The sequence below is a fragment of the Vibrio sp. 10N genome, assembly GCF_036245475.1.
Classification (GTDB): Bacteria; Pseudomonadota; Gammaproteobacteria; order Enterobacterales; family Vibrionaceae; genus Vibrio.
Map to the genome: position 1 here is coordinate 1638630 of NZ_BTPM01000002.1, position 13631 is coordinate 1652260.

The window sequence follows — 13631 nt, forward strand, 5'->3', positions numbered from 1 at the left end:
TTTGATTTTGTAAATGCTAGTGGATATTAACCCAGCTTGTTCTGCTCAGCTTTACAAACTGCGGCAGTAAATACTACGTCAGTTGAGCTGTTCAGCGCTGTCTCGGCAGAGTCTTGAATCACACCAATGATAAAGCCAACGGCAACAACCTGCATGGCGACATCGTTTGAGATACCAAACAGACCACACGCTAGCGGGATAAGCAGTAGCGAACCGCCTGCAACGCCTGATGCACCACAAGCAGATACCGCAGCAACGATACTCAGTAGTAGCGCAGTAAAGATATCAATCTCGATACCCATGGTATGCACTGCCGCCAGTGTTAGCACGGTAATCGTGATTGCCGCACCCGCCATATTGATGGTCGCACCCAGTGGGATAGAGACCGAATAGGTATCTTCATCTAGGTTTAGCTTTTCACAAAGCGTCATGTTAACTGGAATGTTAGCTGCACTTGAGCGAGTAAAGAATGCCGTCACACCACTTTCACGTAGACACTTAAAAACTAATGGGTATGGGTTCTCTTTGGTCTTCACGTAGACAATGATTGGGTTTACAACCAGAGCAATGATTGCCATCGCCAGCAGCAGGACGAATAGTAGTTGTGCGTAGCCAGCAAGCGCAGAAAAACCGGTTGTCGCAAAGGTGTTCGCCACTAGGCCAAAAATACCGAATGGCGCTAGACGAATGATGAAACGTACGATTTGCGATACGCCGTGGCTAAGATCTTCAAACACTGCTTTGGTGGTGTCAGAGGCATGGTGCAGGGCTAAACCTAGACCAATCGCCCAAGCCAAAATACCGATGTAGTTAGCGTTCATCAGCGCGCTAACTGGGTTGTCGACAAGTTTGAATAGCAGTGTGTGTAGAACTTCGCCAATACCTTGCGGTGGCGTTGCCCCTTCTGCGCCGGCAACCAAGGTTAGCTCGGTTGGGAAAAGGAAGCTAAGCAAAACGGCAGTAAGCGCCGCCGAGAAAGTACCAATGAGGTACAACACAACGATTGGGCGCATATGCGTGGTTTGGTTTTTCTTTTGGTTAGCAATAGAAGCTGCAACAAGAATGAAGACTAAAATTGGGGCGACAGCTTTAAGTGCTCCGACAAACAAGCTACCAAGCATTCCGAAGCTTTGTGCGGTTGCTGGTGCTGCGACAGCGAGGATAACACCAAAAATGATGCCTGCCAGGATCTGGACAACCAGATTGCCATTGGCAAAGCGAACTAATAAGCGAGAACTTTGCATTTTTTATCCCTGTAATGGTTTGTTCATCTCAACCTGCTTGAGTTGCTCTCAACAGTGTAGCTAAGTCGAGTAAAGCGAGTTGGATGAATGTTATTCTGTAATAAAGTGTGTTTGCGTGTTTTATAGTATCCATGCAAATTTATGTGTCTAGTTTTTATTTAAATCCAGTGATTATTTGTGGATTAAGTTGCATTTTGTGGTTTATTGTTCTTGCGTTTAGTCTCTTGTTGCATTTTTGTGTCTTGGTTATGGGCCGAGTCGAACTCCGTTAACACGAGTGTAGATGCATATCTGAGCCGTTCGCATTGGCGATGCAGGAGGTTGAGGGCGCAACTAATTGAAGGATCGAATACGTGAATGTTGTGGTTGCTGGGGTGTTGTTTTGTAAATGTTAAAGTGTTGTGTGAAACAATGATGATTCCCTACAAAACATATACATGGTGAACCAATGAACAAACGTGAAGTAGTTGTACTAAGTGGCGTTAGAACCGCCATTGCGGACTTTGGTGGTAGTTTAAAAGATGTCGCGCCTACCGAGTTGGCCGGAAAAGTAGTTGCAGAAGCCGTCAATAGAGCGGGTGTCGATGGAAAAGAGATTGGACACTGCGTTATTGGTAGCGTGACCCACAGCGACCGCAGAGACATGTACATGAGCCGCGTCGCTGCTCTGAATGCAGGGCTACCAATATCAACACCAGCTCTGACAGTGAATCGATTATGCGGCTCTGGTCTTCAGGCGGTTGTCTCTGCCGCACAGATGATCATGCTGGGCGATTGTGATGCTGCTGTTGCTGGAGGCGCGGAGTCGATGAGCCGCGTACCATATTGGATGCCCAGTGCTCGATTTGGCGCAAAAATGGGGGACACGCAGCTAGTTGATCCTATGGTTGGTGCGCTCACTTGCCCAATTAATGATGTGCATATGGGCATTACTGCGGAAAATTTGGCAGAGAAGTATGACATTAGCCGAGAAGAGCAGGACGCTTGTGCTCAAGAAAGCCATCGACGCGCACAGGTGGCACAGCAAGAAGGACGATTCTCAGAGCAAATCTTACCGATCGAATTAAAAACACGTCGTGGCACAACGGTATTCGATAGTGATGAACACGTGCGGTTGGACTGCCAGAAGGAAGATATGGCCAAGCTGCGTCCCGCCTTTAAAAAGGAAGGAACGGTAACGGCTGGCAATGCATCGGGCATTAACGATGGCGCGGCCGCACTTGTATTGATGGAAAAAGAAGCGGCGGCTGCGAAGGGGTTAAAACCGATGGCGACCATGGTCGGCTACGCGATTGCAGCCGTTGATCCATCGATTATGGGGATTGGTCCGGTTCCCGCTGTAAGACAGTTGCTTGATAAAACAGGCATTCAGGCTGAACAAGTCGATGTATGGGAAGCCAATGAAGCGTTCGCAGCTCAGGCTTTGTCAGTCGTCAAAGAACTGGGTATTGACCCTGAGAAAGTCAATCCGAACGGGTCTGGGATCAGTTTAGGTCACCCTATCGGTGCGACTGGCGCCTTAATTTCAGTCAAGGCACTTTACGAGCTGAAGCGCGTTAACGGTCGATATGCAGTGGTCACCATGTGTATCGGCGGAGGCCAGGGTATTGCCGCGCTATTCGAAAACTGGGCAGACTAGAGTATTACATTGGAAAATCTGACATTCATGTTGGATTTTCCAAACTTCAGTAATAAAAAAGGACGGCAGATGCCGTCCAAACTGGAAGGGAAATTTAAAATTATTTAGCTCTGAAGCAAAACCGTTGCCTCGCCTTTGATCGCTACTTTGCCTTGCTCGTTAAACACTTCAGTAATCAGTTTCGCGATAGGCTTGTCTTCTCTGACTTCTTTTACTTCAACACGAGCTGTGACCGTTTCGCCCACTCGAATGGGAGAAGTGAACTGCAGGGTTTGACCCAGATAAATCGCACCTGGCCCCGGTATCTTCGATGCCAGCAAACCGGACACCAAACTCGCACCGAGCATGCCATGTACAATCGGCACCTCAAATGGAGTCATAGCGGCAAAAGCTTCATCTAAGTGTACTGGGTTATAGTCTTCAGCCAATGAAGCAAACTGCTCCACTGCGGCTTTATCTAAGGTTTTTGTTAAGCTTGCTTGTTGACCAATACTAAGCGACATCGGCTTGCTCCTCTGATTTGTTCAGTACATCTTCAATACGTTGTTTTACGTAAGTGCCTGGTGCATCCATCTCCCCTTCAAGAATTCGAGCTTCTTGTTTTTGAGAGAAATTGCGGGCATCCAACCACTCTTGCCAATGGTTCCACCAAGACCCATTGTGCTTGTCTGCTTTAGACAGCCAAGTGTCAGCATCGGCTTTGACATCTTTATTGGTCCAGAAGCCGTATTTTGTTGAATCCGCATGGTTCATTGGGCCAGCAATATGGCCACTTTCTGCCAATACAAATGTACTTTGTCCGCCGAGTAACTCTGTGCCTTTATAAGTGCCTTTCCAAAGAGCAATGTGATCTTCGATGGCAGACAAGAAGAAGGTCGGAGATTTCACTTTTCCTAGGTCAATCGTGACGCCATCTACTTCGAACTGGCCAGGCTGGCTGAGTTTATTTTCCAGATAGAACTGACGCAGCATCTGGTTGTGGCACTTCGCCGGTACGTTAGTATTGTCGCTGTTCCAATGCAGTAAATCGAAAGCAACTGGCTTCTCACCTTTGAGGTAATTGGTGACGTAGTAATTCCAATACAGGCTGTTCTCGCGTAGCAAGCTGAACGATACCGCCATTTGTCGTCCATCAATGTACCCTTGCATGTCGTTTTGCGCTTCGATAGCAGAAATCATCGGGTCATTAATGAAGATACCAAGCTCACCTGGCTGTTTGAAATCAAGGATTGTGGTCAGCAGGGTGGCTGACTTGATGCGTTGCTTGCGCTTCTTACCTGCTAGATAGGCCATGGCCGTGGTAAGTAGCGTGCCACCAATACAGTAGCCCAGACCATTGACTTCACGCTCGCCAGTTTGCTTCTCGATTGCATCAAGAGCAGGAACGATACCGTCAGTAATGTAGGTGCCGAAGTCGGCTTCTCGGTAACTTGCATCCGGGTTGACCCAAGAGACCATAAATACGGTGTGTCCTTGGTCGACCAGCCATTTCACGAAGGACTTACGCTGATTCAGATCCATGATGTAGTACTTGTTCACAAATGGTGGAACGATCATCATCGGACGTTTGTATACTTCTGTTGTTGTAGCTTGATATTGCAGCAGTTCAAACAAGTGGTTTTTGTAGACAACTTTCCCCTCGGTTGCAGCAATGTTCTCACCCACGATAAAGCCATCACTGTCCGTCATGCGGATGTTCAGCATGTCGACACTTTTACTCATGTCCTTATGCAGTTGCTCCAAACCTTTGACGAGGTTTTCGCCATTAGACTCAAGTGTGAGTTTCATGATCTCAGGGTTAGTCGTCACAAAATTACTTGGTGACATGGCATTGAGAAATTGTCGAGCGAAGAACTCGAGACGTTCTTTCGCTTCAGGGTCAAGATCTTGAGTGCTACTGATGGTGTCTAACACCGTCTTACAGACCATTTTGTAGCTTTCTTTTATATAGCTGTAGAGCGGGTTGGTTGACCAACTTTCATCACGAAAACGAGGATCTGCCTCTTTATCTTGCGGAGTGTTCGCTGACAGGATGCAATCATTAAACAAGTTAATTTGTTGATTCCACCAGTTCATTTGCTGCTCGAGAATGTTGGTTGGATCACTAGCAACAGATTGAGCGAGTTGAGTCCAGTCCTCCATTTGCGATTTGAAGATGGTGGACTGAGTAGGTTTTTGAAAAGCGCCAAACCAGCTTTGAGTGGCTTGGAAATAGTTATCGATAACGTCTTGGAACGGAGGTGTTTTGTCCATCTTCCCATCCTTGCTAAGTATGGTTAAAACAGGCGGTGACAGGCACCGCCCCAAAGATTAAGCGCCTTTGTTTGTGTTGATTGTTGTTGCAGAAATCTCATCAACAGCAGCTTTAAAGTCGTTACCGATTTGGCTTAGTTTTTGGCCATCTTCAAGTAGGCGTTGGCTTACTTTGCTAATGATTTCCAGCTGTTTGCTGCCGTGGTTCATTAGATCTTGTGGCTCTTTGATAGTGACAAGGCTTTGTAGGTTTTCGTTTGTCAGCTCGCTGTATGCTGTTAGCGTTTCCAATTGCATTTTTGACAATGTTTCTACGTTCTTAGCAACAAGTTGGCTGAAGTTAGCGAAAGGGTTAAGAACAGTTTTTAGTTGAGCGTTAACCGCTTCTAGTGCAGCTTGGTTTTGCATAGTGAATTCCTTTTTTTAGGTCTGACTGAATATATTTAGCTGGGCTTTGATGTATATCAATGAAAAATTCAAACACACGTTTGAATGAGCTCATTGTGACGAAATGAATAACTGTTGTCATTAGCCGAAATGGAGGGAAAATACTACTTTATACATCCTTATGAATAGCAATGCGTTTGATTGATTTTCGGTGAATAAGAGTTAAGTGTTGATAAATAAAGGTTTAAGTTGGTGAGGTTATATATTTATACCGTTTGAAATCATTTATTTCATAATTTTTGATGAGTTTTAAGAAGTTTCGATTCGGTCACATTTTGCACTAAAAATGTTAGAAATATTTTACATTTAACACAGTGGTGACAAAAGTTTGGATCGTTGAGGAATGTCGATGTTACTCAGCAACAGGAGAGAAAATTTTCGCGATTAAAACGTGCTATTAATGTCTCCCATAAAACCTGTTTTAACTTAACTTGTTGTTATTTATGGCTTTTAATGTTTGTACGTTTGAGTTTTGGTATCGATGTCAGTGCTTGTTAGCTAATCGAAATAGGATGGAGAATACCCCTTTGACGGTACAGTCTGCTGTTAATTTTAAAAAACACGATGTTAATCACTTGTTGTTTTTTGGTTGAGGGGTATATTAAAACTACTGTTTCATACGAGCGTTTTAAATACCATGAGTGTTAAAGCTGGAACCAAAAGAAAGATATTAGATATGTCTGAAAATCTGTTTGTAGAGCAAGGATATAGCAACACATCGCTCAGACAGATCACGACAAAAGCGAACGTGAATTTAGCCGCGGTAAATTATCACTTTGGTGATAAAAAGACGCTTGTTCGCGCGATATTGGATCAGTACTTAACCAAATTAATGCCCGAATTACACGATCAACTGATTGCACTTAATAAGAAAGAGAGTTTTACGGTTGAAGAAGTACTTTGTGCAGTAAAAGTGCCTTTAATGAGTCTTAATGAATGGCGAGCCAATGGAATGGGCAGATTCTTACTGCTTATTGCTAACGGCTACAGTGATATTCAAGGCCACCTAAGGTGGTTTATCGTCAATCAATATGGCAAAACATTGGATCTATTCACATTATCCATGTTAAAGGCGAGCCCAGATATTAATAAAGAACAGTTATTTTGGAAACTGCACTTCTCATTGGGGGCGTTTATATTTGCCTGCGTGTCTAGTGAGGCATTGTCCGAATTAGCTTCTAGCTCGTTTAATTCAGAAACACAACCTACAAATATTGTCGATCAAGCGATCTCATATATATCGGCTGGGTTTGAAAGTAGTACAACAAAACAATAACGTAACTAAACAAAAGGAATCGTGATATGGGTTTCGTAACTAGAAAATTAGTCAGTGCGCCGGCATTTAACCTTTTTAAAAAGGTACTACCACCGCTATCTAACACAGAAAGAGAAGCCATGGAGGCAGGAGGTGTTTGGTGGGATGGAGAACTGTTTTCAGGACGCCCTGATTTCAAGACATTACACCAATACCCAAAGCCAACGCTGACAGAAGAAGAGCAGTCATTCATTGATAATCAGCTAGAGACTTTACTCTCTATGCTCGATGAGCATAAGTTTGTCACCGAATACCGAGATCTATCCCCTGAAGTATGGGACTACTTACGTAAAGAGCGCTTTTTCTCGTTGATCATTTCTAAAGAATACGGTGGTCGCGAATTTTCTTCTCACGCAAACTCCACGATTGTAGCCAAAATTGCAACTCGTAGTATGAGCGCGGCAATAACCGTCATGGTACCTAACTCTCTGGGGCCGGGAGAGCTGCTTTCCCATTACGGTACTCAAGAGCAGCGAGATTACTGGCTACCGCGTCTTGCCGACGGCACCGATACCCCATGTTTTGCCTTGACGGGTCCAGAGGCAGGCTCTGATGCGGGTGGCATTCCGGATACGGGGGTCGTTTGTTACGGTGAACATAATGGCCAAGAAGTGTTAGGTGTTCGCCTGAACTGGAACAAGCGCTACATTACTCTAGCCCCTGTCGCGACGGTTATGGGCTTGGCATTTAAGATGCAAGATCCTAACAAACTACTTGGTGACCGAGCCAATGTAGGTATCACCTGTGCGCTGATCCCAACTGACCATCCTGGAGTGGTTATCGGTGAGCGTCATGACCCACTCTACTTGGCCTTTATGAACGGTACTATTCAGGGTGAAGATGTCTTTATCCCTATGGAGTGGTTGATTGGTGGTGCCGATTACGCTGGTAAAGGTTGGCGTATGTTGGTTGAGTGTTTGTCAGCGGGTCGCGGGATCTCTTTGCCTGCGCTTGGTACAGCAATCGGTCATTTGACAGCAAGAACGACAGGCGCTTACTCTTATGTGCGCAAACAGTTCGGCATGTCAATTGGTAAGTTTGAGGGTGTTGCAGAAGCCTTAGGTCGTATTGGCGGTTTGAACTACTTGCTTGAAGCCACGAGAACATTAACGACGACGGCACTCGATCAGGGGCAGAAACCAGGCATTGTGACGGCGATTGCTAAGTATCATATGACCGAAATCTCCCGCACTTTGATCAACGACTCGTTTGATATCCATGGTGGCCGTGCGATTCAATGTGGTCCAATGAACTACCTGTCGTCGGCTTACCTTGGTGTGCCTATCGCGATTACGGTGGAAGGGGCGAACATTCTAACGCGTAACCTCATGATCTTCGGACAAGGTGCCACGCGATGCCACCCGTATGTGTTTGCGGAAATGGAAGCAGCGGCGAATCCAGATCAAGAAGAAGGCTTGAAAGCTTTTGATGAGTTGCTCTTCAAACATATTGGTCATGCTACTAAGAACTCGATTGGCGGTCTGTTTGCCGCAATTACTGGGTCGGCATTTACAAGCTCTCCAGTCAGTGGACCAACGAAACGCCATTACAAGAACCTTAAGCGCCTAAGTAAAGCGCTGGCGGTGAGTGCTGACTTTGCTATGTTGACACTGGGCGGGGAGCTAAAACGTAAAGAGCTTATCTCTGCGCGTTTAGGTGATGGTTTGTCTTACTTGTATATGGCATCAGCGGTACTGAAGAAGTATCAGGATGAAGGCAGCCAGCAGAGCGATCTAGACCACGTTGACTATGCCGTTGACTACTGCTTCTATCACGCAGCGAAATCGCTCAATGAAGCTTTCCGTAACTTCCCAAGTGGGTTGGCAGGCAAGACACTGAAGACATTGTTGTTCCCACTTGGCAACCATTATAAGTTGCCAGATGATAAAGTGACGCTACGAATTGCGAATAAGCTGATGGTACCAGGGGAGGCGCGTGACCGATTGACCCATCTTTGTTATGTAGGCAAAGATGACAGCGACGCCATTGGCCTGCTAGAGAGTGCCTTTATTGCCATGCATGACATTAAAGGCTTAGAGAAGAAGCTAGTTTCTGGTGTTAAAGCTGGAAAAGTTGCGAGAAAAGGGCTTTTGAAAGATCGCCTGAATCAAGCGCTGGAAGCGAATGTGCTCACAGCAGAAGAGGTGGCTCAAATTGAAGCGGCGGATGCCCTGCGTTATCGTGCCATTCAGGTAGACCATTTCAGTCATGACATGAAAACCACGCTTACTGGTACCGAAACGAAACCAAAGTTCAATAGTGCAGCGTAACCAGTAAATGATCAGGCAGCGCCAATTTGGCGCTGCTTTTTTATTTCTCTTGTGAGTGGCACTATTGTCAGATTCATACTCTGTTTTAAACACAGTCATTAGCCGGGTTGATGACATTCAGACATGCATGGCCCGCCACGCCAAAACTTCCTTTGATTGAGATCACTGACCTTTACCTGCTTCAAAACGACAAAACTTACCCAACGACAGTGCAAATCTTAACTGATAAGACCAGTTTCGAATTTTGAGTTCCGGTGCGCCTTGTGCGTGCTACAGATTGCCAGAGCGAGTCTGGTAACCAAAAAAGGAGTTGCCGCATCAGCCTATGCTGTGTCTAGAATAAATAAGGTTTTGATGTTCACCTCTCAAGGATGAGTGGTTACCGGTAGAGTCAGAAGCTAAGTCGATATATATCTGATAGTTAATTCAAACAGTAAGCCGTGTTTATTGAGATGAAGAGCTTGCCTTTCAAAAGCATTGCAGCATTGCCGAATCACTCTAGCGCAGGTTTATCGAAAGTCGTCTTCAGAAAAGGAAAGTAATATGGAAATCAAAGACAGTGTGGTTGTCATTACCGGTGGTGCTCAAGGGCTTGGTTTTGCTATGGCACAACGCTTTGCGGGCAAAGGTGCAAATATCGCGTTGATTGACGCTAACGCCGAACAGCTGGCGACGGCAGTTAACGAACTCAGTAGCATAGCGCCCCAAGTGTGTGGTTATGTTGCGAATATTACCGATGAACAAGCCGTGAAAGAGACGTTTGAGTCAATTGTTCATGACCTAGGTAAAGTGAACGTATTAGTCAACAATGCAGGGATCCTCCGCGACGGATTGATGATAAAGGCGAAGGATGGAGAAATCCTCGATGAGATGTCGCTGGATCAGTTTAATGCGGTGATAAATGTGAATTTGTCCGGGACGTTTGTCTGTGGCAAGGAAGCCGCCAAGGCGATGATTACTACGAAACAGCAAGGGGTCATCATCAATATTTCCTCGGTCGCAAGAGATGGCAATATGGGGCAAAGTAATTACAGCGCGGCGAAAGCAGGGGTCGCTTCGTTAGCCATGGTGTGGGCAAAAGAGCTGGCTCGTTACAATATTCGTGCAGCGGCTATTGCTCCGGGGGCTTGTTACAGCGCAATGACGGCATCAATGAAGCTAGAGGCGTTGCAGCGCTTAGAAAACATGGCGCCAGCTCGTCGATTAGGCCAAGACTATGAAATAGCACAAAGTGCCCAATTTATCGTTGAGAACGATTTCTATAACGGCAAGGTGTTGGCGGTAGACGGTGGATTGGTGCTGTAACAAAAAAGATAGAGAGAGGCTTGCCTCTCTCTATTACCGTAACTTAGTTTTCTAGTAACCTTTTTTACGGTGGCGGCTCTCGGACTGCACCGATTTTACAAACTTACCAAATTCTTTGTCCTTGGTTCGTTTTTCGGCAAGAGAAGCGCTGTTTCTGGCTTGTTCGCGTTGTAGCTTGAAGTAGTTGTCGACACGTCTTTCGTCCAAGTCACCACTCTCTAGTGCGCTACGCACCGCACACCCTGGTTCATTGGTGTGCTGGCAATCGGTAAATCGGCACTGACCAATTAACGCCTCTACATCAGCAAAGGTTTCGGATAGGCCTTCCTCGCTTGCCGTGAGCTGAATCTCTCGCATACCTGGGGTATCAAGCAGTAAGCCACCATTTGGCATCTTATGCATAGAACGAGAGGTTGTGGTGTGACGACCTTTGCTGTCGTCTTCACGGATGTCCCCCGTAGCCTGTGTTTGCACTTGCATTAGGGTGTTTACCAGTGTCGATTTCCCAACGCCAGAAGAACCCATAAATGCCACCGTTTGGCCTGCTCCGCACCACGATTGAAGGCCGTGGAGAGAATCGACGTCTAACGCGTTGACCGTTTCTATCATCAAGAAAGGATCGAGTGACTGCACTTGTTGGCGCTTGTCTTCTACGTCATCGCACAAATCGGCTTTGGTTAGCACGATGACCGCTTCGGCTTTGGCTTCATTCACCAGCGTGAGGTAGCGTTCAATACGGCTCAGGTTAAAGTCAAAGTTCAAGGAACAGACGATAAAGACAGTATCGACGTTGGCAGCAATGTATTGCTCTTCCAGCTTAGAGCCTGGCGCTTTGCGGCTAAATAGAGATTTACGATCGAGCAGTCTTACAAATCGATGTTGTTCATCTAAAAGTATCCAATCACCCACCGTCATTTGAGGGTGGCTGATATGATGCTCTAGATGAAACTCTTGTTGTTCAGTACACACGATGTAGCCACTGCGATGGTGAGCAATGACACGACCGAAGATAATACCTTCATACTCTTCAAGAGTAAGTTGTTGTTGAAAATAGGTTTTCCAGCCAAGTTCGTTGATCGCGATTGGATGGGTAAAAATAGAATGCATTGTTAGTACCTAAAATTTGGTCTTATTTTTATAAGGGTCAGGTACTTACCGATGTAAGTGTGTGCAGATTGCACTAGACCCCGGCTATGAACACCGGGTAAAGAAGGGAGAGGGTTAAGAAACAGTATCTGTTGTTGTGTTTCGCTTAACCGTTGTTTTTAACCGACTTTACCGGGTGGGTGTGAGTAACAATCATGAAAATCCTCCAATGTCGTGAGTGAAAACAGGCTAATAATAGCAGCGCAGCGCTGGTTGTACAGCGCCGCGATGTAGAGTATTGAGCTTAGTGATGTTTATGATGCTTCATGCCTGACATAACTTTTTTCACCGGCACGGTTAGGACTTTCACTTCACCATTGGCAAAGGTCAGCTCAACATTAATGGTGTCCCCTTCTTTCATAGGCGCTTTTACATCTAATAGCATCACGTGCAGGCTGCCAGGCTTAAGGATGGTTTTACCATTGGCTGGAATGTCGATGGTGTTCACTTGGCGCATCTTCATGACGTCACCTTCTTTGATGACATCGTGAAGCTCAACCACGCTTGACGCTTGTGAGCTTGCGCTGACAATAGTGCGGACTTCATTGCCGGTATTTTCAATGGTGCCAAATACGGCGCTGGTTGTGGCATTTGGTGGTGTCGCGCGTGCGTACACGTCATTCACATCGATAGCGGCTTGCGCCATCGAAAGAGGAGCTAGGGCGATTGCAGATAGAAGGAGTTTGTTGAGCTTCATGGTTAATTCCATTGTTATAAGTGCATTGTTATAGGTGTATTGTTTATAAATATAGCGTTGCTTATCCTTGCTTATCCTTGCTTATTAACGCGATGAATCGCTTCAATAATAGGAGCAGGATTGAGCGTGTGCGGCACTTTCTCAATAAGCGTGCCGTCCGGGCTTAGGAAATAGAAGTACGAACTGTGGTCGAGGGTATAGCCAAGCTTAGAGTCCTCAAGTTCTGTTTTACGGAAGATCACACCATACTTATGAGCAAGTGGTTTGGTGACTTCCAACGGCGCAGATAAGCCTTCAATCATTGGGTGAAAATAGTGGGCGTACTCGGCAGAGGCTTCCGCAGCGTCACGCTCAGGGTCGAGAGAAACAAACATAGGTCTTAACGTGGCTTGGGTTTCATCATCGACCTGATTCAACGCGCCAGCTAGCATCGCCAATGAGGTTGGGCAGACATCAGGGCAGCGAGTAAAACCAAAGTAGACCACACGCGTGCGCGGATCTGTTTGGTCGAAGATTTCAACAGGTGCACCATTTTCTCCATACAAAACGGACTCAGAGACTTTTTTAAGCTGTGCCAACTCTTGCGCTTGTTGCTCTTGTAGTTTTTGGTTGTCAATGTAAAGCTTGCTACCCACGCCAAGGCCAAAGGCGACAACCAGTAGTGCAATCCATTTTTTGTTCATCGTGCGCTCATCCTCAGTGCTGCTTTGATGTCAGTACTGCCGTCAGAAACAGTGCCATACCAAGTCATACGTTCTTCAGCGCAAACCGGTAAAATAATTTCACCTTGATAGACGTCGGGTTTGATCATCTCAAGCTGATACTTGGCGACGCCCATGTCCATCTCCTTGCCTTCCAAAGAAACGGTTAAAAACTTCGCATTGGCATTTGGCCAAAATACATCGACCTTAATCGGCGTCAGCGGCGTGACACGGTGCGTGTCGAGCTTAACTTTTACGCCTTGCTGCTCGCAAACCTCGTCAGAGAGCATGCAATAGTCATTCAAATCTATCTCTGCGTTTGGCGCCTGTTTAAACGCTGATGGCAAATAGAAGCCAGCGCCCAGCGCTGCCGCAACAAGGAGAATTTTTAATTTGCTGTTCAAGGTGATGTTAACCCATAGAAGAATTGGTAACCGCATCCTAACATATTCCATATCGGCATCTGTGCGGTAGTCCAAATTTTTGCTGCTTGTTAAATGACTTAGACCCACCCTCGAGATGTCAATATTATGATAAGTACAGGCTTTACTGTGTATCAAATCTAGCTTTGAGAATTGAAGGCCAGCAAGCATTGACCCTTCATAGATGTGAAG

12 protein-coding genes are annotated in these 13631 nt (G+C 46.0%); 4 read left to right on the plus strand and 8 right to left on the minus strand.

Translation table 11 applies throughout. The features are described 5' to 3' along the window. Positions 1–26: 26 nt before the first annotated feature. Entirely contained in the window at positions 27–1244 is a 1218-nt protein-coding gene (gene sstT / locus AAA946_RS23235; protein WP_338167106.1) for a serine/threonine transporter SstT, read from the minus strand. Positions 1245–1692: 448 nt separating this feature from the next. Here sstT and AAA946_RS23240 point away from each other — a divergent pair, with 448 nt between their 5' ends. Continuing rightward, positions 1693–2883 (plus strand): acetyl-CoA C-acyltransferase family protein, encoded by a 1191-nt coding sequence (locus AAA946_RS23240; protein WP_338167107.1) that lies wholly within the window; start codon positions 1693–1695, stop codon positions 2881–2883. Between the two features lie 104 nt (positions 2884–2987). Here the strand turns inward: AAA946_RS23240 and AAA946_RS23245 are convergent, their stop codons facing one another. Genes AAA946_RS23245 through AAA946_RS23255 form a run of 3 tightly spaced genes read right to left on the minus strand, consistent with a single transcriptional unit; the run spans position 2988 to position 5544 of the window. Beyond that, positions 2988–3386, minus strand: coding sequence for a MaoC family dehydratase (locus tag AAA946_RS23245; protein WP_338167108.1), 399 nt, complete (start codon positions 3384–3386; stop codon positions 2988–2990). After that, on the minus strand, positions 3376–5136 hold the full coding sequence (gene phaC, locus AAA946_RS23250; RefSeq protein WP_338167109.1) for a class I poly(R)-hydroxyalkanoic acid synthase: 1761 nt from the start codon (positions 5134–5136) through the stop codon (positions 3376–3378). Before phaC ends, AAA946_RS23245 begins: the two co-directional genes overlap by 11 nt. A gap of 57 nt (positions 5137–5193) precedes the next feature. Further along, on the minus strand, positions 5194–5544 hold the full coding sequence (locus AAA946_RS23255; RefSeq protein WP_338167110.1) for a phasin family protein: 351 nt from the start codon (positions 5542–5544) through the stop codon (positions 5194–5196). 676 nt (positions 5545–6220) lie between these two features. On the opposite strand from AAA946_RS23255, the gene AAA946_RS23260 reads away from it, so the two are divergent. The 3 genes from AAA946_RS23260 (at position 6221) to AAA946_RS23270 (ending at position 10473) form a co-directional block, all read left to right on the plus strand. Then, positions 6221–6859, plus strand: a complete 639-nt coding sequence (locus tag AAA946_RS23260; protein ID WP_338167111.1) for a TetR/AcrR family transcriptional regulator — start codon at positions 6221–6223, stop codon at positions 6857–6859. 26 nt (positions 6860–6885) lie between these two features. Next, positions 6886–9168 carry an acyl-CoA dehydrogenase gene (locus AAA946_RS23265; protein WP_338167112.1) on the plus strand — a complete coding sequence of 761 codons (2283 nt, stop codon included), beginning with the start codon at positions 6886–6888 and terminating at the stop codon, positions 9166–9168. A gap of 543 nt (positions 9169–9711) precedes the next feature. Beyond that, positions 9712–10473 carry an SDR family NAD(P)-dependent oxidoreductase gene (locus AAA946_RS23270; protein WP_338167113.1) on the plus strand — a complete coding sequence of 254 codons (762 nt, stop codon included), beginning with the start codon at positions 9712–9714 and terminating at the stop codon, positions 10471–10473. A gap of 51 nt (positions 10474–10524) precedes the next feature. Here the strand turns inward: AAA946_RS23270 and rsgA are convergent, their stop codons facing one another. From rsgA to AAA946_RS23290, 4 genes are all read right to left on the minus strand, one after another. Next, positions 10525–11580, minus strand: coding sequence for a ribosome small subunit-dependent GTPase A (gene rsgA / locus AAA946_RS23275; protein WP_338167114.1), 1056 nt, complete (start codon positions 11578–11580; stop codon positions 10525–10527). Positions 11581–11863: 283 nt separating this feature from the next. After that, positions 11864–12316: a copper chaperone PCu(A)C gene (locus AAA946_RS23280; protein WP_338167115.1), complete on the minus strand. Its 453-nt coding sequence runs from the start codon at positions 12314–12316 to the stop codon at positions 11864–11866. A gap of 71 nt (positions 12317–12387) precedes the next feature. Continuing rightward, a complete protein-coding gene (locus AAA946_RS23285; RefSeq protein WP_338167116.1) occupies positions 12388–12999 on the minus strand; it encodes an SCO family protein in 612 nt (203 codons plus the stop codon). Then, positions 12996–13457, minus strand: coding sequence for a hypothetical protein (locus tag AAA946_RS23290; RefSeq protein ID WP_338167117.1), 462 nt, complete (start codon positions 13455–13457; stop codon positions 12996–12998). The genes AAA946_RS23285 and AAA946_RS23290 overlap by 4 nt, the downstream gene beginning before the upstream one ends. Positions 13458–13631: the final 174 nt, after the last annotated feature.